This window comes from Ensifer canadensis, assembly GCF_017488845.2.
Taxonomy (GTDB): domain Bacteria; phylum Pseudomonadota; class Alphaproteobacteria; order Rhizobiales; family Rhizobiaceae; genus Ensifer; species Ensifer canadensis.
Genome location: NZ_CP083370.1, coordinates 119,946 through 138,703 on the forward strand (window position 1 = coordinate 119,946; position 18,758 = coordinate 138,703).

Here is an 18,758-nt window from a genome sequence, read left to right on the forward strand (position 1 = left end):
GAGAAATGCCGATGATCGTATGTTGTGGTGAAGCGCTGATCGACATGCTGCCGCGGGACACGACCGCGGGCGAAAGTGCATTTGCGCCCTATGCCGGCGGGGCGATCTTCAATACGGCGATCGCGCTCGGTCGGCTCGGCATTCCCACCGGCTTCTTCACCGGCCTTTCCGATGACATGTTCGGCGATGTCCTCCGCGAAACGCTGAAGGCGGCGAATGTCGACTTCGCTCCCTGCGCGACCCTGTCGCTGCATACAACGCTTGCCTTCGTCAAGCTCGTCAACGGCCATGCCACCTACGCCTTCTTCGACGAGAACACGGCGGGGCGGATGATTACGAAAGATCATCTGCCGGCGCTCGGCGACTTCTGCGAGGCGCTGCATTTCGGCGCGATCAGCCTCATCCCCGAGCCCTGCGGCTCGACATATGAGGCGCTGATGACCCGCGAACACGAAAAGCGGATCATCTCCTTCGACCCGAACATCCGGCCCGGCTTCATCAAGGATCGGGAAGCCCATCTCGCCCGGATGAACCGCATGGCGGCGATGTCTGACATCATCAAGTTCTCGGATGAAGATCTCGACTGGTTCGGCATGACCGGCAGCCACGACGATCTGGCGGCCGAATGGCTGAAGCGCGGTCCGAAGCTGGTTCTGATCACCAAGGGCGCCGATGGGGCCGTCGGCTACACCGGGCGTCACAAGGTCGACGTTGCCGGTGAGCGCGTCACGGTCGTCGACACGGTCGGTGCCGGCGATACCTTCGATGCCGGCGTGCTCGCATCGCTGAAGCTGAGCGGTCTCCTGACCAAGGACGCCGTCGCAAACCTCTCGGAAAGCGCTGTTCGCGACGCCCTGGCCCTCGGCGCCAGGGCCGCCGCCGTCACCGTTTCGCGTGCCGGCGCCAACCCGCCCTGGAAGCATGAAATCGGGCTCTGAGAAGAGCCCGCACGAAACTCAATCCTTTTCCTCCGGGCGATATTCGAGAATGTCACCCGGCTGGCAATCGAGAACGGCGCAGATCTTCTCCAACGTGTCGAAGCGCACGCCTTTGACCTTGCCCGATTTTAACAGCGATATGTTCTGCTCGGTAATGCCGACCTGTTCCGCAAGATCGCGCGAGCGCACCTTGCGTTTCGCCAGCATGACGTCGAGGTTTACGACAATCGGCATCCGTTAAACGAAGCTCCTGTTCTCGGCTTCGATCCCCGATGCGATGACCATGACATGGCCGAGCACCAGAAGCAGCCCGGCCATCAGCATAACGATAATCGTTCCCCCATTGATGTCGATGAAGACGGAGTGCCCGGTCGTACTGGGATTGTCGTAGGTGACAGCCATGATGCCGATTGCGTTGCTGACAGTCATGCACAAGGAACCGACGATGGCGATGATGCCGATCCGCTTCAGCAGGACACCATTGCGGCTGGAAAGGATCTCACCGCGTTCGAAACCGTCGAAAAGTTGCCAGGCAAAGGCGAGGCCGGCAATAACAAGCGCATTGTTCATCGCAGTGAGAAACATGACGGTTATTATCGCGCGATAGGAGAGCGTGATGGCGGAGACCTTCGGGAAGACCACGTCGCGAATACCCTGCTCGAAGCCGGCCCGGTCGAAGAAAATCTGCCAGTGCCCGTAGACGACGGCCGAGCAGAACACTGCGCCGCACAATACGACCATCAGTTTCATGATGCGGCTCAGCTTGCGCAGCCGCTCGGGAGATCCGTTCATTAAAAAGTTCCTTATCGGCTCACTTGTTTTTTTATTGTAAAACGATAATTATTTCGCGTCAATTATGATTTTGGTGCGTTTCATGACTTTCCGTATTTTGATGAACCCATGCCTTTTCCTGTCCCTCAACGTGCTGGCCGCCTGTGCAGCGCTCAATGTCGGCTCGTTTGAAAAACTGTCTGGCGTCGATCCGCTCACGTCCGATCCGGCAGAACTGCGTGTTGCCCTTTTGGTGCCCGAAGCGCTGTCGCTCAGGCGCGGCGACGCAACACTCGGCATTTCGTGGAAGGCGGATGGTGCGCCCCTCGACACCCACCGTTTTGCCCTTCAGATCCAATCCGGAAATGTCGGGGCGCCGGGGCTGACCGAGGGGATGCGGGAGGGGCAGACGCTCTATGTCCTGACGCTGACGCCCGCCGATGCGGAGCGCCTGCGCGATATGCAGGAGAAGATCGCGGCGACCAAAGGCACGGAGGCCAAGGGTCGCGGAAGCCTTACGGTCGGTTTTTCCGGTGGCTGCTGGAGCGGTGCGTTTCCTGCTGACCAGAAAGTCACGGTCGATGCCTGGATCCGTACGCGTTCCGACGAAAACTACTTCCAGCTCCTTTCGGGACTGGATCTGATGGATATGCTCCGCCAGTCCGGCGTCAAGGCGCTGCCGGCCTGCGCGGCCTGAACGGCCAGGGCACGCCGGGCGCGCCCTGGCCTCGCATTCTTAGCGAGAAGCCTTGAGCAGCACGGCCACAAGGCCCGCCGTCGACGAATCGTGACCGGCAGCACTTTCCTTGCCTTCGACCACGGGCAGCAGGCCCGTTGCCAGCTCCTTGCCGAGCTCGACGCCCCACTGATCGAACGAATTGATGTTGAAGAGCGCGCCTTCGACGAAGACGCGGTGCTCGTAGAGCGCGATCAGCCGGCCGAAGGCGAAAGGATCGAGCTGGTCGTAGACCAGCGTCAGCGACGGGCGGTTGCCGGCAAAGACGCGGTGCGGCGCGATCTTGTCTGCCTTGGCATCCGCCATGCCCTTGGAGGTCAGCTGTGCCTTCGCCTCGGCAAGCGTGCGCCCCTTCATCAGGGCTTCAGACTGGGCGAGGCAATTGGCAATCAGCAGTTCGTGCTGGTGGCGCAGGTTCTTCTCGTGGCCGTTGGCGGCGATCATGAACTCGGCCGGGATGACGTCCGTGCCCTGGTGGATCAGCTGGTAGAAGGCGTGCTGGCCATTGGTGCCCGGCTCGCCCCAGACGACCGGACCCGTCGAATATTCGACCGGTTTGCTGTCGAGCGTGACCGCCTTGCCGTTCGATTCCATGTCGAGCTGCTGCAGGTAAGCCGGAAAGCGCGACAGGCGCTGGTCATAGGGGAGGATCGCCCGCGAGGGATAGCCGAGAACATTGCGGTGATAGAAGCCGAGGAGGCCCAGCAGCATCGGCAGGTTCTGGCGGATCGGCGCAGTGCGGAAGTGCTCGTCGATGGCATGGCCGCCATCGAGGAAGCGGCCGAAATTCTCCTTGCCGATGGCGATCATCAGCGGCAGGCCAATGGCCGACCAGATCGAATAGCGCCCACCGACCCAATCCCAGAAGCCGAACACGCGCGCCTGGTCGATGCCGAAAGCTGCGACCTTGTCGAGTGCCGTCGAGACGGCGGCAAAGTGGTGGCCGACTGCGGCTTCGCCGAGCTTGCCGGCGATGAAGGCGCGGGCAGTCGCCGCATTGGTCATCGTCTCGATGGTCGTGAAGGTCTTGGAGGCGACGATGAAGAGCGTCGTTTCCGGATCGACGGGCTTCAGCGTATCGGCGATATGCGCGCCATCGATGTTGGAGACGAAATGCAGGCGCGGGCCGTCATGGAACGGCGCGAGCGCCAGCGTCGCCATCACTGGGCCGAGATCCGAGCCGCCGATGCCGATATTGACCACATCGGTGATCTTCTTGCCGGTCGCACCTTTGAGCGCGCCCGAGCGGATGCCATCGGCAAAGGCGCCCATGGTTTCAAGCACGCCGTTGACGTCGGGCATCACGTCCTTGCCGTCGACCATGACAGGACGATTGCCGCGGTTGCGCAGCGCCGTGTGCAGCACGGCCCGTTCTTCGGTAATGTTGATGATGTCGCCGCGGAACATCGCGTCGCGCTTCTCTTCGACCTTGGCCGCTTTCGCCAGCGCCTCAAGACCGTCGAGCACCTGTTCGTTCACTGCGCATTTCGAATAATCGAGCAGCAGATCGTCGAGCGAGGTGCTGAAGCGCGAGAAGCGCTGGGCATCGCTCGCGAAGGCGGCGCGGATATCGGTCGCATTGGTCTGCGCGGCGGTTGCTTTGAGTTGATCGACAAGCGCTTTCATCGCGGGGCTCCTTGTGTCGGACATTCGCCTGCGTAGCTATTCGCTTTGCATTGTCCAAATCAAGCCCGCAAAACCGCCGGGATGGCGGTTTTCAGGATTTTTTAAATCGTTTTAAGTCGAGGCTGGCCCTAGCCCCGGAGGTCCTTGCGCAGGATCTTGCCGACATTGGTTTTCGGCAACTCGGTGCGGAACTCGACGAAGCGCGGCCGCTTGTAGTTGGTGAGATTGGCCGCGCAATGCCGCTTGACGTCCTCTTCGGTCAGGTCAGGATCCTTGCGCACGACGAACAGCTTGACGGCTTCGCCCGAATGTTCGTCCGGAACGCCGATCGCCGCGCATTCGAGAATGCCGGGATGGGTCATCGCCACTTCCTCGATCTCGTTAGGGAAGACGTTGAAGCCCGAAACCAGGATCATGTCCTTCTTGCGATCGACGATCTTGACGAGGCCGGCGGGGTTTATGAAGCCGATATCGCCGGAGCGGAAGAAACCGTCGGGCGAAATCGCCTTGGCGGTTTCGTCCGGACGCTGCCAGTAACCGGCCATGACCTGCGGCCCGCGAATGCAGATTTCGCCGACGTCGCCGATCGCCAGGGTGTTGCCCTGGTCGTCGCGGATCTCAACCTCGGTCGAAGGGATCGGAAAGCCGATCGTGCCGGTGAACTCGGTCGAGTCGAGAAGGTTGGCGGTGGCGACCGGCGACGTCTCGGAAAGCCCGTAGCCTTCGGCGATCGGGCACCCCGTCATCTTCTGCCAGCGCTCTGCCACCGGTCTTTGGATGGCCATGCCGCCGCCGAAGGTGAGCATCAGCGACGAGAAGTCGAGCTTCTGGAATTCGGGGTTGTTCATCAGCGCATTGAACAGCGTGTTGAGACCCGGGAAGATGTTGGTCTTGTACTTGCCGAGCTCCTTGACGAAGCCGGGAATGTCGCGTGGGTTGGGGATCAGGATGTTGTTGCCGCCGGTGGCAAGGCCCATCAGCGAGTTCACCGTCAGCGCGAAGATATGGTAGAGCGGCAGAGCGCACATGAAGACGAGACTGTCCGGCCGCGGACGCGAGCGGAACGCCGTGTCGAACCAGATTTCCATCTGCGCCATGTTCGACAAAAGGTTGGAATGGGTGAGCGTCGCCCCTTTGGAAATACCCGTGGTGCCGCCGGTATATTGCAGGAAAGCGACATCGCTCGGCGCCACATTGGGTTTGGTCAGCTTCAGGCGGCCACCTTCGGCGAGCACGGACTTGAAGGAATGATGGCCGGGGATCGACCAGGCGGGCACGAGCTTCTTCACCCGGCGCACGATCAGATTGACGATCGTGCCCTTGAAGCCGAGCATGTCGCCCATCGTGGCGACCACCACATGCTTGATGCTGGTCTTGGCCGCAACCTGCTGGACCGTATGAGCGAAGTTCTCAAGCACGAAGATCGCCTTGGCGCCGGAATCGACGAGCTGATGTTCCAGTTCGCGCGGCGTGTAGAGCGGGTTGACGTTCACGACCGTGAATCCTGCCCTCAGAATGCCGAAAACGATAACAGGGTTCTGCAGGATGTTCGGCATCATCACCGCGACGCGGTCGCCCTTCGACAGCCCGCGCGCCTGCAGCCAGGCGCCGATCTTGGCGGATTCGGCATTGAGCTCGGAGAAGGTCAGCGATTTGCCCATGCAGGTAAAGGCGAAGCGGCGCGAGTAGCGCGCGACGGCATGGTCGAAGAAGTCGCCGATCGATTTGTAGGGCAGAGGGCCGATTTCGGCGGCAATGCCCGGCGGATAGGACTTCAGCCAGATCTTCTCCGGGCTGATGCCTGTTGGTTGCGTGTTGAGTTCCGCCATGACCTCTCTCCCTCTGGTCGCCACAGGCTAGCCTTGCTTGCGGCCAAAGAAGTAACCCTCCCGGTCTTCTCTTGCCGATGAAGATGATGCTTTTACGACACCTCTTCAAGCCGAGATTCGGGATTATATAACTTTGACGTAAACGTCAACTCAGCGAACAGTTAGCCGGTCTGCTTCACCAGCGTGTGAAAAAGTATGATGAGTGCCGCAAAGCCTTTGCCAGCCGGGTTTAAAGCCTGTATTGCATTGCAGCATATCCCCGTCGGAAACCGTCCGATACCACGCCGCCAGCACCCCACAGATTTGTTCCGCTGTTCGAGGCCGAACGACACAGGTCATTGCTCATGTGTGACGAAGCCTATTCTTCTGCCGTCGATTCGCGCCGAAGCCGCATCTCTGTTGCCGAGGTTGCGCTCGCCGTTGGCGGGTTCGGCATCGGTACGGGCGAATTCGCCATCATGGGCCTGCTGCCGCAAGTGGCCGATGACGTCGGCGTTTCGGTGCCGCGCGCCGGCGCCGTCATCAGCGCCTATGCACTCGGCGTCGTCGTCGGCGCACCGTTGATCGCGGTGCTTGCGGCGCGGTTTTCCCGCTTTCGGGTGCTCTTGGTGCTGATGCTGCTGTTTGCGATCGGCAATTTCGCAAGCGCCATCGCACCGGATTTCTACACGCTGGTTGCCGCGCGCTTCTTTGCCGGTCTTCCGCACGGTGCCTATTTCGGTGTGGCGGCGCTCGTGGCTGCAGGGCTGGCTGCACCCAACCAGCGGGCGCGTGCCGTCGGGCGCGTGATGATGGGCCTGACGATCGCGACCCTGTTCGGAACGCCGCTCGTTGCCTGGTTCGGTCAGGCGCTCGGATGGCGGTCGGCCTTCGCCATTGTCGGCGGCATCAGCCTTCTGACCATTGCGCTCACCTGGTCCTACGTGCCGCGCGACAAGGGCAATCCGCAGGCGACGCCGCTGCGCGAGCTTGGCGCCCTGGGCAAGCTGCAGGTGTGGCTGATGCTCGGCATCTGCGCCATCGGCTGCGGCGGCATGTTCGCCGTCTTCAGCTACATCGCTCCGGCATTGACGGACGTCGCAGGCGTTTCCGTGGCGAACGTGCCGATCATGCTGTCGGTGTTTGGCGCCGGGATGATCCTCGGCAACATCGTCGGCTCCAGGCTCGCCGATTGGGCGCTGCTGCCGGCGATCGGCATCGCGCTTGCCTTCAATATCTTCGCTTATGTGCTGTTCTATTTCACCATGGGCAATCCGTGGATCGCCATCGTCAACGTCTTGTTCATCGGCGGCGGCTTTGCCGTCGTACCGGGTGTGCAGACCCGACTTATGGACGTGTCGGGCGAGGCGCAGACACTTGCCGCAGCACTCAGCCATTCCGCCTTCAACCTCGCCAATGCGCTCGGCGCCTGGCTTGGCGGCTGGTCCATTGCCGCTGGCTATGGTTGGACTTCGACTGGTCTGGTCGGTGCCGTCATGGGGGTTGCCGGTTTCGGTATCTTCCTCGCATCGGTTTTCGTCGATCGCGCCGAGACGACCAAGCGGGCGGCGATACGTGCGGCAGAATGACTTCTGCCATCAAATGAAGCCTGAGAGCTTGCGCGCCGCTAAATTTTTCTGTCATGTCCCGCCGCTAGCGTCGGCTGTGGCCCCGAAACTACCGTAAACCGGGGGCATGGGGGCGGCACTGCATAATTTTGCGCTTAAATCGGATCGATTTAAGCGCAAAATTATGCATCAGATCCTGGTACAGCGACCTTTGCACGTCTTTGTGGGAGACGCGCGGCACTGTACAGGCTGGCAAGGCCTCGGGTTTGTTGTAAGGTCGTCTGGAGACGGAGGAATGTTGGTGCAGTTGGGCAATCGCGAACGAGAAAACCTTCCCGTAGAGCCGCGACTCTTCGGGCATGCGGCGGCGTCGCGCTCGGCTCTGGTTGGTCCGATCACCGCTGCGCGCTGGATGCTCGTCTTCGTGCTTCTGGCCGGCGTCTATTTCTTCCACGGCTTCCTCGTCCCGGTTCTGGCTGCTGTCGTCATCGGTTTTGCCAGCTGGCCGATTTATCGCCGCCTGCTGGCGGCCGTCGGCGGCAACCGCACACTGGCGGCGACCATTGCCATTATCTGCGTCGTCGCCTTCATCGTCGTGCCGATCTCGGTCGCTGCCGTCTACGCGGTCGACGAAGTGCGCGACTGGCTGGTCTGGGCGGTTGAAACCAATGCCAACGGCGCCGGCGTGCCCGTCTGGCTGACCTCGATCCCCGTCGCCGGTGCCTGGCTCGGCGAGCAGTGGGTCAAATATGTCGGCCATCCCGGAGCGCTCGGCGAACTGGTGCAGCTCGTCAGCGGCTCCAACATCGGCAATATCTATCGCGGCGTGCTGGTCATCGGCGCGTCGGCGTTTCACGCCTTCCTGACGCTGCTCTTCATGCTGATCACGCTGTTCTTCGTCTATCGCGACGGACACTCCTTCTCCAAGCAGCTCGATCATCTCGGCGAACGCATCTTCCCGATGCGCTGGGAACGGCTGTCGCGCGTGGTGCCGCTGACGATCAGCTCGACGGTGACGGGCATGGGCATCATCGCCATCGGCGAGGGCATCGTGCTCGGCGTCGCCTATTGGCTGGCCGGCGTTCCCTCGCCGGTCACGCTCGGCATCATCACCGGCCTGATGGCGCTGATCCCCGGCGGTGCGCCGCTCTGCTTCACGCTGGTTTCCGTCTATCTCGTCGCCAGCGGCTCGCCGGTCCAGGGCATTGCGCTGTTTGCCTGGGGCACGACCGAACTCTTCATCGTCGACAAGACGTTGCGTCCGCGCCTTGTCGGCGGCCCGATCAAGCTGCCGTTCCTGCCGACCTTCTTCGGCCTCGTCGGCGGCGTGAAGACCATGGGCTTTCTCGGTCTGTTCGTCGGTCCGGTGCTGATGGCACTGCTCGTCGCCATCTGGCGCGAGTGGATGCGCGAAGTGACCACCGAAGCGGCACCCACCGTAAGCCCGATCATCAAGGGCTAGGGTTTTTCCAGCAAAGATGCGAAGCGGTTTTTCGCCAGGAAATGCGTAAAAACAAAGAGCTAAAGCGTTTCTGTTACTCAGTTTAAGTTGGAAACGCTCTGACGCCACCAATCCGCCAGCCGCCTTCGGACGGTGGCAGTATCCTTATCTTTTCCTTATGCGCGCGCGAAACCATCGCAATCGATAATTGACCCGCTGAGGGTGCATCATCCGGCCATAAACAGTTCCGGAGAATGCACATGTCCGATTTCCTTTTTCTTGCCGCCGGTCTCGGCGGCCTTGTCGTGTTTGCGCTCTACGCGCGCACGCTCAGCCGGCTCTAGGAGGCGTCGATGTTCGAAGCCTTCATTGGCCTCGCCGTCGCCTTTGCGCTCGCGGCCTATCTCATCGTGACCCTCGTTCGACCGGAACGGTTCTGATCGTTCAGCCGTATTTTGCGGAGAATTCCTCATGTCTATTATCGGGTGGCTGCAGATCGGCCTCCTCTTTCTCGCCGTCTTCCTCGCGATCAAGCCATTGGGCCTTTACATGGCCCGGGTTTTCGCTGGCGAGCGCAACTTCCTCTCTCCGGTTCTCGGACCCGTCGAGCGTGGGCTCTATCTCGCGGCTGGCGTCGATGCTAGGAAGGAGCAGGGCTGGCTCGCCTATACACTGTCGATGCTCGCCTTCAGCGCGGCCGGCTTCGCGCTTCTCTACGTCATCCTGCGCTTCCAGGGGTCGATGCCGCTGAACCCGCAGGGGTTTGCCAACGTCCCGCCAGACCTCGCCTTCAACACGGCGGTCAGCTTCCTCACCAACACCAACTGGCAGTCCTATGGCGGCGAGACCACCATGAGCCATTTCAGCCAGATGGCCGGCCTGACGGTGCAGAACTTCGTGTCGGCTGCAACGGGCATCGCCATCGCGCTTGCCGTCACCCGCGCCTTTGCCCGCTCCGGCGCCGCGACACTCGGCAATTTCTGGGTCGATCTGACCCACTCGACCCTCTATGTGCTGCTGCCGCTGGCAGTTCTCGTTGCACTCGCTTTCGTCGCGATGGGTATGCCGCAGACGTTCCACGCTTCCGTCAGCGCCACCACGCTCGAGGGCGTGCAGCAGACGATCGCGCTTGGTCCGGTCGCAAGCCAGGAGGCGATCAAGCAGCTCGGCACCAATGGCGGCGGCTTCTTCAACGCCAATGCGGCGCACCCGTTCGAAAACCCGAGCGCGCTCAGCAACTACCTGTCGATCTTCGCGATGCTGTCGATCACCTCGGCGCTGGTCTACACCTTCGGCCAGATAGTCGGTGACCGCCGCCAGGGCTGGGCCTTCATCGCTGCCATGGCAACGTTGCTGATCGCCGGTATCGGCGTCATCTACTGGGCCGAAAGCTACGGCAACCCGATCCTGCACAGCCTCGGCCTCGAGGCGTCTCTCGGCAATATGGAAGGCAAGGAAGTCCGCTTCGGCCAAGCGATGTCGGCGGCTTATGCCGGCGTGACCACAGGCATTTCGACCGGTGCGGTCAACGGCATGCACGGCTCCTTCACCGGCATTGGCGGCCTTGTCCCCATGCTGCTGATCCAGCTTGGCGAAGTGCTGCCGGGCGGCGTCGGCTCCGGCCTTTACGGTATGGTCGTCTTCGCGATCCTCGCCGTCTTCGTCGCCGGCCTGATGGTCGGGCGCACGCCCGAACTGCTCGGTAAGAAGATCGAAGGCCGCGAGATGAAATACGCGATGCTGGCGATCCTCATCCTGCCCGCCTCGATCCTCGGCTTCACCGCGATTTCTGCCGTCATGCCCTCGGCTGTCGCCAGCATCGGCACGTCAGGTCCGCATGGCCTGTCGGAAATCCTCTACGCCTATACCTCTGCTACCGGCAACAACGGCTCCGCGTTTGGCGGCCTCTCGGCCAACACGCCCTGGTACAACACGACGCTCGGCTTCGCGATGCTGCTCGGCCGTTTCGCCTACGCGATACCGGTGCTGGCGATAGCCGGCTCAATCGCCGCCAAGACCCGCGTTCCGGCTTCCCAGGGAACCTTCCCGACGCACACGCCGCTCTTCGTCGGCCTGCTCATCGGCGTCATCCTCATCCTCGGCGGGCTGCAATATTTCCCGGCCCTCGCGCTTGGTCCCATCGTCGAGCAGTTCGCCATGCTCTCGGGCCAGACCTTCTGAAGGAACAGACAATGTCTTCGAAACCCGTCGCCCCAAGCCTTCTCGACCCGGCGATCCTGCTACCGGCCTTCAAGGCCGCATTCACCAAGCTCGACCCGCGCCAGCTTGTCCGCAACCCGGTGATCTTCGTCACCGAGGTGGTGGCAGCCATGGTCACGGTCTTCTTCATTCGCGATCTTGCGACTGGAACCGGCACGCCGCTGTTTTCGGGCCAGATTGCCGCCTGGCTGTGGTTCACGGTGCTGTTTGCCACCTTCGCCGAAGCGGTCGCCGAAGGACGCGGCAAGGCGCAGGCCGACAGCCTGCGCCGCACCAAGTCCGAACTGACGGCCCGCAAGCTTGTCTCGGCCGAAGGCAGGGAAACGCAGACCATTCCGGCGACATCGCTGAAGGTCGGCGATCTCGTGCTGGTCGAAGCCGGGGAACTGATCCCCGGCGACGGCGACGTCGTCGAGGGTGTCGCCTCGGTCAACGAAAGCGCCATCACCGGCGAATCCGCACCCGTCATCCGTGAGTCCGGCGGCGACCGCTCCGCCGTCACCGGCGGCACGCAGGTGCTGTCCGACTGGATCAAGATGCGCATCGGCACGGCGCCCGGCGACACCTTCGTCGACCGCATGATCGCGCTCATCGAAGGCGCGCAGCGCCAGAAGACCCCGAACGAGATCGCGCTCTCTATCCTGCTCTCGGGCCTGACGCTGGTCTTCCTGGTCGCCGTCGTGACACTCTGGGGTCTTGCCGGCTACTCCGGCACGGTTCTGTCGGTCACGGTTCTTGCAGCCCTGCTCGTCACGCTGATCCCGACCACCATCGGCGGCCTGCTGTCGGCCATCGGCATCGCCGGTATGGACCGGCTGGTGCGGTTCAACGTCATCGCCACATCCGGCCGCGCCGTCGAGGCGGCTGGCGACGTCGATACGCTGCTGCTCGACAAGACAGGCACGATCACCTTCGGCAACCGCATGGCCGCCAACTTCATGCCGGTCCCCGGCGTGACGGATGCCGAGCTTGCCGATGCCGCGCTGCTGGCAAGCCTTGCCGATGAGACCCCCGAGGGCCGCTCGATTGCCGCCCTTGCGACCGGCGAATTCGGTCGTCAGACGCCAGCCGTATCGCTGCCAGCTTCCGACAAGCAGACGAGCCGCGAGGTTGTGGCTCTGGCTGTCGGTGGCGGCTCGGTTCAAACAGGTGCCTTGGCAATTGATGCCGTCGTGCCCTTTGCCGCCGAAACGAGACTGTCGGGCGTCGATTTCGGCGGACGCCGGCTGCGCAAGGGCGCCGTGGATTCGATCCTGAAGTTTGCAGGCGTTCGCGACGAGAACGTGCCGGCCGAATTCCGCCGTGCCGTCGACCAGGTCGCGCGCACCGGCGGCACGCCGCTTGCCGTTGCGGACGGCAATCGCCTGCTCGGCGTCATCCACCTCAAGGACGTGGTCAAGCCTGGCATCAAGGAGCGCTTCGCGGCACTGCGTGCCATGGGGATACGCACCGTGATGGTGACCGGCGATAACCCGGTAACGGCAGCGGCAATCGCCTCGGAAGCCGGCGTCGACGATTTCCTCGCCGAAGCGACACCGGAAGACAAGCTCGGCTATATCCGCAAGGAACAGCAGGGCGGCCGATTGATTGCCATGTGCGGCGACGGCACCAACGACGCGCCGGCGCTGGCCCAGGCCGATGTCGGCGTGGCGATGCAGACCGGCACGCAGGCGGCGCGCGAGGCGGCCAACATGGTCGATCTCGATTCCAGCCCGACAAAGCTCATCGAGATCGTCGAGATCGGCAAGCAACTGTTGATGACGCGCGGCTCGCTGACGACCTTCTCGGTCGCCAACGACGTGGCAAAATACTTCGCCATCATCCCGGCGCTGTTCATCACCACCTATCCGGCGCTGGCCGCGCTCAACATCATGGGGCTGTCGTCACCGCAATCGGCAATCCTGTCAGCGGTCATCTTCAATGCCTTGATCATCGTCGCGCTCATCCCGCTGGCGCTGAAGGGCGTCAAGTATCGCCCGGTCGGCGCCGCAGCACTCCTGCGCCGCAACCTGCTGGTCTATGGCCTCGGCGGCCTCCTGCTGCCCTTTGCCGGCATCAAGCTCGTCGACGTCGTCGTCTCTGCTCTCAATCTGGTGTAATCATGTTGAACCAACTTCGTCCCGCAATCGTCATGGCCTTGTTGCTGACTGCGATCACCGGCCTTGCATATCCCTTCGCGATCACCGGCGTTGCCCAGGCATTGATGCCGGCGCAGGCCAATGGCAGCCTGATCCGCATCGATGGCGCGATCGTCGGCTCCGATCTGATCGGGCAGAACTTCACCGCCGACAAATATTTCTGGCCGCGCCCCTCCGCGACCGGGCCCGAAGCCTACAACGCCGGCGGCTCGACCGGATCCAACCTCGGCCCGACCTCGGTCAAACTGAAGGACCGGGTTGCCGCCGACGTCGAGAAGCTGCGCGCCAGCGGTATAACAGGCGAGATCGCCGCCGATGGCGGCACCGCGTCCGGCTCCGGCCTCGATCCGCATATTTCGCCGGCTTTCGCCCGCGAGCAGGTGTCCCGTGTTGCCAAGGCCCGCGGGTTTGCGGAAGCCGACGTGGCGAGCCTGGTCGAACAGGCGACGGAAGGTCGTCTGCTCGGGATCATAGGCGAGCCGCGCGTCAATGTGCTAGAACTCAACCTCGCTCTGGATGCCCGGAGAAGCTGAGTGTGAAGCCTGAGATGCGGCCAGAGACGCTGCCAGAGACCCTGAATGCCTGAAACCGACCGCGAATCGAAAAGCCGTCCGGACCCGGACGCACTGCTCGCGCTGGCCGGGCAGGGGCGAAAGGGGAAGCTCACGGTTTTTCTCGGCGCAGCCCCCGGCGTCGGCAAGACCTACACGATGCTGACGCGGGCGCGTCGGTTGAAGGCCGATGGCGTCGACATCGTCATCGGTCTGGTGGAAACCCACGGGCGCGGCGAGACCGCCGCGCTCGTCGAAGGGCTGGAGATACTGCCGCGCCGCGATGTCAACCATCGCGGCCGTGTGCTTTCCGAATTCGATCTCGACGCGGCGCTCGCCCGCCGTCCGCGGATCATCGTCGTCGACGAACTGGCGCACAGCAACCCCGAGGACAGCCGCCATCCGAAGCGCTACCAGGATGTCGAAGAGTTGATTGCCGCCGGCATCGACGTCTGGACGGCACTCAACATCCAGCATCTGGAAAGCCTGTCCGATGTCGTTGCCCAGATCACCGGCGTTCCGGTGCGCGAGCGGGTGCCCGACACGGTTCTCAGCCGTGCCGATGACGTGCTGCTCGTCGACCTGCCGCCGGCCGAACTGATCGAGCGGCTGAACCAAGGCAAGGTCTATCTGCCTGACAGCGCCAAGCGCGCGATCGAGCGCTTCTTCCGCCTCGGCAATCTGACGGCGCTACGCGAGCTGGCGCTGCGGCGGACGGCCGACCGCGTCGACGACCAGATGGTCGACTATCTCAAGCAGAACGCCATCGAAGGCCCCTGGGCGAGCGGCGAACGTCTGCTGGTGTGCATCGGGTCCGACCCGCTGTCGGAAAAGGTCGTGCGCACCGCCAGCCGCCTGGCCTCGGGGCTGAATGCGCCATGGATCGTCGTCTTCATCGAGCGGGCCGACCGCGAAAGCGGCGATGGCGAAGCGGCGCGACGGCTTGACGAGACTTTTCGCCTGGCCGAACAGCTCGGCGCCGAAACCCGCCGCATCGTCGGCAACGATTTCGTCGAGGAGATCCTCAAGCTCGCCCGTCGCGAGCATGCGACGCAGATAGTCATCGGCATCAGGCGCCAGCGGTTCCCGCTACGGCTGTTCCGGCAATCGCTTCCCGACGCGCTGGCCGAACGCATCACCGGCGTCGGCATTCATCTGGTTACCGACAAGGAGCAGCCGCGTCCGAAAAGTCGCCTGAGCGTCAAGCGGCAAATGCCGGAGGGCTTCGGGCGGGCGCTCGCGATCGCGGCCGTCACCGTGGCGGCGGCGACTGCACTTGGCGTCCTGATCGAGCGCTTCATCATCCTGCCGAATATATCGCTGCTGTTCCTGCTGGCGGTGCTGGCGTCGGCGACCTATGCCGGCCACGTCGCGGCGATCGCGGCTGCCCTGTTTTCGGTTCTTGCCTACAACTTCTTCTTCATCGATCCGGTCGGCACCTTCACGGTCGCCGAACCGCACGAAGTCTTCGCGCTGTTCATTTTCCTGGTCGCGGCTGCCCTTGCCGGTAGTCTGGCCTCCCGGGTGCGCGAACAGGCGAAATCAGCGCGACGCCGTGCCGCGGCGACGCAGGCGCTCTACGATTTCTCCCGCAAGCTCTCGGGTACCGCCAATGTCGACGATGTGCTCTGGGCGGCGGTGACCCAGATGCAGACGACGCTGAAGCGCAATGTCGCGCTGCTGTTGCCGGAGGAGGGCGATCTGCAGCTCAAGGCCGCGTGGCCTCCGGACACCGAGCTCGATGTCACCGATACCATGGCAGCGCGCTGGGCGATGGACAAGCAGGAGGCGGCCGGCAACGGCACCGGTACGCTGCCGAACAGCCCCTTCCATTTCCGACCGTTGACCAGCCCGCATGGCGTCGTCGGCGTCTGCGGTTTCGCCCAGGCCGGCAAGCCGCTGGAGATCAACGAAGAGCGGGCGCTCGCCGCCATCCTCGACCAGACGGCGATCGCCATCGACCGGGCGCGCCTTTCGCGCGAGAGCCTCGATCACGCCGCCAAGCTGGAGGGCGAGCGGTTTCGCGCTGCCTTGCTGTCATCGATCTCGCACGATCTGCGCACGCCGCTTGCCACCATCACCGGCGCCGTCACCAGCCTGCGCCAGCTGGGCGACCGCATGCCGCCGGAAAGCCGCGACGACCTGCTGCAATCGATCGAGGAGGAGGGCGCACGGTTGACGCGTTTCGTCGCCAACCTCTTGGACATGACCCGCATCGAAGCGGGGACAGTCAATGCCAAGCGCGACTGGGTGGATGTCGCCGACGCCGTGCGGGCAGCCGTCGATCGGGCGCGTAAGTATTTTCCGGACCGTGAGATCGAAACCAGCATCGCGCCCGAACTACCGTTGATGCGCGGCGACAGCGTGCTTCTCGGCCAGGTGCTCTTCAACCTGCTCGACAACGCCAACAAATACGGCGGCGAGGAGCCGGTCAGCATCTATGCCAGGCGGGACGGCAACGAGATTGTGCTGTCGGTCACCGATCTCGGCAAGGGGATTGCTCACGGTGATCTCGAACACGTATTCGAAAAATTCTTCCGGCGGGGCAAGGTGGATGGCCGCACGCCGGGCACCGGCCTCGGACTGTCGATCGCCAAAGGCTTCGTCGAGGCCATGGGCGGCCGCATCAAGGCTGAGAGCCCGGCTTTGAGGCGTCGCGGAACGCGCATTTCCATGCGTTTTCCCGCCGCCGAAGCAGAAATTTCTGAAAAGGACCGTGCATGAGCGTGGAGCGCATCCTCGTTGTCGACGACGAACCCCAGATCCAGCGTTTTCTGCGACCGGCGTTGAGTGCCGCTGGCTATGACGTGCTTGAGGCGCTGACGGGCACCGAGGCGCTGAAGGCGGCGGCGACCACCGCGCCCGATGTGGTGATTCTCGATCTCGGCCTGCCCGACATGGACGGCAAGGATGTGATCGCCAACATCCGCGCCTGGTCGCAGGTGCCGATCATCATCCTGTCGGCTCGCGACCGCGAGAGCGAAAAGATCGCTGCCCTCGATCTCGGCGCCGACGACTATATCGAAAAACCTTTCGGCATCGGCGAGCTGACGGCGCGCATCCGGGCAGCGCTTCGCCACCGCATCCAGATGGAGGGCGGCCACACCCAGCTCTCGGCCGATGGCGTGGCGATCGATACGATCAAGCGGCTGGTGACGCGCGACGGCGAGCCGGTGCGTCTGACGCCGAAGGAGTATGATCTGCTCGTCATGCTGGCGCACCATGCCGGACGCGTCGTCACCCACAAGACGCTGCTGACCTCGGTCTGGGGCGCGGCGCATGGAGAGGACCTGCATTATCTGCGCGTCTTCATCGGCCAGTTGCGCGGCAAGATCGAGCGCGATCCGGCCGACCCGAAGATTATCCGCACCGAGCCTGGTGTCGGTTACCGCTTCGTCGGCGACGACGACTGAGGCCGACCGGTTTTTCCGGTCGGCCCTCGAAACGTCCACTCAGTTGATCACCAGCGGCTTCGGTTGGTCTTCGGACAGCGTGTCGCCGACCACCTGCCGCTTTTTCGTCGGGCGTGGATTCTCGATGATGCTGACCGGCGCGGACAGCGTTGTCGCAGCGACGTTGCCGACGCCTCTGGCTGTGCCGGCGACGACGGCCGCAATGCCCGTGCCGACCGAAATGTTGGAATCGGTCAGAGTCTGGCCCTTGATCAGCCGCTGGCCGATCAATTGCACGATCTCCGGGCTTTCGGCGAACTTGCCGTGATGCAGCCCGTCATCGGTCTCAACCTTGGTCAGGTCGATGGCGGTGATGCCGGATTTCTCCAGGTCCGTGCGATAGGGTTCCTTCGATGGGTCGATGGCGCCGAGCCTAGAAACGTCACCGGAAATGAAACTCGAAAGCGCGAGCGCACGGTCGTCCTGCGAGACGAAGATCGTGAACTTCGGTTTCTTCTTGCCCATCTCCACCCATTGCTTGGCAAAGACGTCGAGGTCGATATCGGGAGAGGCTAGGATCACGTTCTGGATCTTCGAGGGGACGTTGCCGTCGCGAATACCCATCTGCCTGAGCGATTCCATCGTCAGCCACGTGCCCACGGAATGGGCCAGGATGGTGATGTCCTTGACATCAGGCGCGTCGGCGAGGATGCGCAGCGTATCCTCGAGTGCGGTGCGCGAGTAGTTCGTGCTTTCCTTGTCGTAATTGTATTCGAACACATTGGCGCGCGACGGCCAGGTGAACAGGATCGGCGTTGTCTGGGCGCCGGAATCATGGATGATCTGCGCAAGCCGGAAGACGGAATCCTCGTAGCGGTTGTTGAAGCCGTGAACGAAAACGAAGGTGTGGCCGCCGACACTGTGCTGCCTGAACCAGGCCTTGCCGTCGGCAAGTGTGTCGAGTTCCCGCACCCGCGTTACCGCAAAGTCGGTCGCCGGATTGGGCGGCAGCTTGCGCGGCCATTGCACGGTGCCGGGCTTGCGCACCGAATCCGGAGGGATCGATACCGAAACATCGGTCATGAAGGTGTTGACGTCTCTTTCGCCTGAAAACAGAGTCGCAGGATCGCCGGAAGGCTGCCGGGTCGTTGCGACCAGCATGTCCACCTGTGAGGTTTTCGGTGTTTGTGCCGTCAGGGCGACCGGCGTCATCACGCCCTTGGGCTTGCCACCGCACCCGGCAAGCCCCAGCGAGAGGACAACGGGGAGGATGATCGTCATCATTGCCGGCATCCGCGCCGTCGAGATCTTAATACGCGCATTCTCAATCATCGGCGCCCCACGCAGAAACAAAACGAGCCGCATCAGACTGTGCTTTCGCGACGGCGCGATGACAGCATTCCGGGCCGGCGGATGCAAGCGGGTACTTCCCGGGTTCTCGCGTTATGGTGGCGCTGTGCAGATAGCGGCTGCTTAGGCGGCGGCCCAGCCGGCGGACCTTGGCGCTTCTCGCAGGCGCCGATCCGTGCTAGGAGCGCGGTCAAAGGGATAACCGAAGCTCTGCCTCGA

The 18,758-nt window shown here is 63.0% G+C and carries 15 protein-coding genes; 10 read left to right on the forward strand and 5 right to left on the reverse strand.

All coding sequences use genetic code 11. The features are described from left to right. The first annotated feature begins 11 nt into the window (after positions 1-11). A complete protein-coding gene (locus J3R84_RS00575; RefSeq protein WP_025425776.1) occupies positions 12-938 on the forward strand; it encodes a carbohydrate kinase family protein in 927 nt (308 codons plus the stop codon). A gap of 18 nt (positions 939-956) precedes the next feature. Here the strand turns inward: J3R84_RS00575 and J3R84_RS00580 are convergent, their stop codons facing one another. Together J3R84_RS00580 and J3R84_RS00585 are read right to left on the reverse strand one after the other, a co-directional pair. Further along, on the reverse strand, positions 957-1,172 hold the full coding sequence (locus J3R84_RS00580) for a helix-turn-helix domain-containing protein (RefSeq protein ID WP_025425777.1): 216 nt from the start codon (positions 1,170-1,172) through the stop codon (positions 957-959). Positions 1,173-1,175: 3 nt separating this feature from the next. Then, complete coding sequence (locus J3R84_RS00585; RefSeq protein ID WP_025425778.1) at positions 1,176-1,730, reverse strand: DUF2975 domain-containing protein; 555 nt, start codon at positions 1,728-1,730, stop codon at positions 1,176-1,178. Positions 1,731-1,812: 82 nt separating this feature from the next. On the opposite strand from J3R84_RS00585, the gene J3R84_RS00590 reads away from it, so the two are divergent. Then, positions 1,813-2,406, forward strand: a complete 594-nt coding sequence (locus tag J3R84_RS00590; RefSeq protein WP_128090391.1) for a hypothetical protein — start codon at positions 1,813-1,815, stop codon at positions 2,404-2,406. Between the two features lie 39 nt (positions 2,407-2,445). On the opposite strand, the gene pgi is transcribed toward J3R84_RS00590, so the two are convergent. Together pgi and J3R84_RS00600 are read right to left on the reverse strand one after the other, a co-directional pair. After that, positions 2,446-4,071, reverse strand: coding sequence for a glucose-6-phosphate isomerase (gene pgi / locus J3R84_RS00595; RefSeq protein ID WP_057212500.1), 1,626 nt, complete (start codon positions 4,069-4,071; stop codon positions 2,446-2,448). 128 nt (positions 4,072-4,199) lie between these two features. Continuing rightward, entirely contained in the window at positions 4,200-5,900 is a 1,701-nt protein-coding gene (locus tag J3R84_RS00600; protein ID WP_025425781.1) for a long-chain fatty acid--CoA ligase, read from the reverse strand. 344 nt (positions 5,901-6,244) lie between these two features. Between J3R84_RS00600 and J3R84_RS00605 the strand changes: the two genes are divergently transcribed. The 8 genes from J3R84_RS00605 (at position 6,245) to J3R84_RS00635 (ending at position 17,210) form a co-directional block, all read left to right on the forward strand. Further along, positions 6,245-7,468 carry an MFS transporter gene (locus tag J3R84_RS00605; protein WP_025425782.1) on the forward strand — a complete coding sequence of 408 codons (1,224 nt, stop codon included), beginning with the start codon at positions 6,245-6,247 and terminating at the stop codon, positions 7,466-7,468. Positions 7,469-7,748: 280 nt separating this feature from the next. Beyond that, positions 7,749-8,909 carry an AI-2E family transporter gene (locus J3R84_RS00610; RefSeq protein WP_025425783.1) on the forward strand — a complete coding sequence of 387 codons (1,161 nt, stop codon included), beginning with the start codon at positions 7,749-7,751 and terminating at the stop codon, positions 8,907-8,909. A 332-nt stretch (positions 8,910-9,241) separates the two neighbouring features. Then, on the forward strand, positions 9,242-9,328 hold the full coding sequence (kdpF, locus tag J3R84_RS38670; RefSeq protein WP_063963209.1) for a K(+)-transporting ATPase subunit F: 87 nt from the start codon (positions 9,242-9,244) through the stop codon (positions 9,326-9,328). Positions 9,329-9,359: 31 nt separating this feature from the next. Next, a complete protein-coding gene (kdpA, locus tag J3R84_RS00615; RefSeq protein ID WP_025425784.1) occupies positions 9,360-11,069 on the forward strand; it encodes a potassium-transporting ATPase subunit KdpA in 1,710 nt (569 codons plus the stop codon). 11 nt (positions 11,070-11,080) lie between these two features. Then, a complete protein-coding gene (gene kdpB, locus J3R84_RS00620) occupies positions 11,081-13,207 on the forward strand; it encodes a potassium-transporting ATPase subunit KdpB (protein ID WP_025425785.1) in 2,127 nt (708 codons plus the stop codon). 2 nt (positions 13,208-13,209) lie between these two features. Beyond that, a complete protein-coding gene (kdpC, locus tag J3R84_RS00625) occupies positions 13,210-13,779 on the forward strand; it encodes a potassium-transporting ATPase subunit KdpC (protein WP_025425786.1) in 570 nt (189 codons plus the stop codon). Positions 13,780-13,824: 45 nt separating this feature from the next. Then, on the forward strand, positions 13,825-16,521 hold the full coding sequence (locus J3R84_RS00630) for a DUF4118 domain-containing protein (protein WP_203527353.1): 2,697 nt from the start codon (positions 13,825-13,827) through the stop codon (positions 16,519-16,521). After that, positions 16,518-17,210: a response regulator gene (locus tag J3R84_RS00635; RefSeq protein WP_025425788.1), complete on the forward strand. Its 693-nt coding sequence runs from the start codon at positions 16,518-16,520 to the stop codon at positions 17,208-17,210. The genes J3R84_RS00630 and J3R84_RS00635 overlap by 4 nt, the downstream gene beginning before the upstream one ends. Positions 17,211-17,249: 39 nt before the next feature. Here the strand turns inward: J3R84_RS00635 and J3R84_RS00640 are convergent, their stop codons facing one another. Beyond that, complete coding sequence (locus J3R84_RS00640) at positions 17,250-18,473, reverse strand: alpha/beta hydrolase (RefSeq protein WP_225906200.1); 1,224 nt, start codon at positions 18,471-18,473, stop codon at positions 17,250-17,252. Between the last annotated feature and the right edge of the window lie 285 nt (positions 18,474-18,758).

Bases quoted from the DNA above. Each gene is read 5' to 3' on its own strand.
- J3R84_RS00575 (WP_025425776.1), top strand. From the start codon at position 12: ATGATCGTATGTTGTGGTGAAGCGCTGATCGACATGCTGCCGCGGGAC.
- J3R84_RS00580 (WP_025425777.1), bottom strand. From the start codon at position 1,172: ATGCCGATTGTCGTAAACCTCGACGTCATGCTGGCGAAACGCAAGGTG.
- J3R84_RS00585 (WP_025425778.1), bottom strand. From the start codon at position 1,730: ATGAACGGATCTCCCGAGCGGCTGCGCAAGCTGAGCCGCATCATGAAA.
- J3R84_RS00590 (WP_128090391.1), top strand. From the start codon at position 1,813: ATGACTTTCCGTATTTTGATGAACCCATGCCTTTTCCTGTCCCTCAAC.
- pgi (WP_057212500.1), bottom strand. From the start codon at position 4,071: ATGAAAGCGCTTGTCGATCAACTCAAAGCAACCGCCGCGCAGACCAAT.
- J3R84_RS00600 (WP_025425781.1), bottom strand. From the start codon at position 5,900: ATGGCGGAACTCAACACGCAACCAACAGGCATCAGCCCGGAGAAGATC.
- J3R84_RS00605 (WP_025425782.1), top strand. From the start codon at position 6,245: ATGTGTGACGAAGCCTATTCTTCTGCCGTCGATTCGCGCCGAAGCCGC.
- kdpF (WP_063963209.1), top strand. From the start codon at position 9,242: ATGTTCGAAGCCTTCATTGGCCTCGCCGTCGCCTTTGCGCTCGCGGCC.
- kdpA (WP_025425784.1), top strand. From the start codon at position 9,360: ATGTCTATTATCGGGTGGCTGCAGATCGGCCTCCTCTTTCTCGCCGTC.
- kdpB (WP_025425785.1), top strand. From the start codon at position 11,081: ATGTCTTCGAAACCCGTCGCCCCAAGCCTTCTCGACCCGGCGATCCTG.
- kdpC (WP_025425786.1), top strand. From the start codon at position 13,210: ATGTTGAACCAACTTCGTCCCGCAATCGTCATGGCCTTGTTGCTGACT.
- J3R84_RS00630 (WP_203527353.1), top strand. From the start codon at position 13,825: ATGCCTGAAACCGACCGCGAATCGAAAAGCCGTCCGGACCCGGACGCA.
- J3R84_RS00635 (WP_025425788.1), top strand. From the start codon at position 16,518: ATGAGCGTGGAGCGCATCCTCGTTGTCGACGACGAACCCCAGATCCAG.
- J3R84_RS00640 (WP_225906200.1), bottom strand. From the start codon at position 18,473: ATGATGACGATCATCCTCCCCGTTGTCCTCTCGCTGGGGCTTGCCGGG.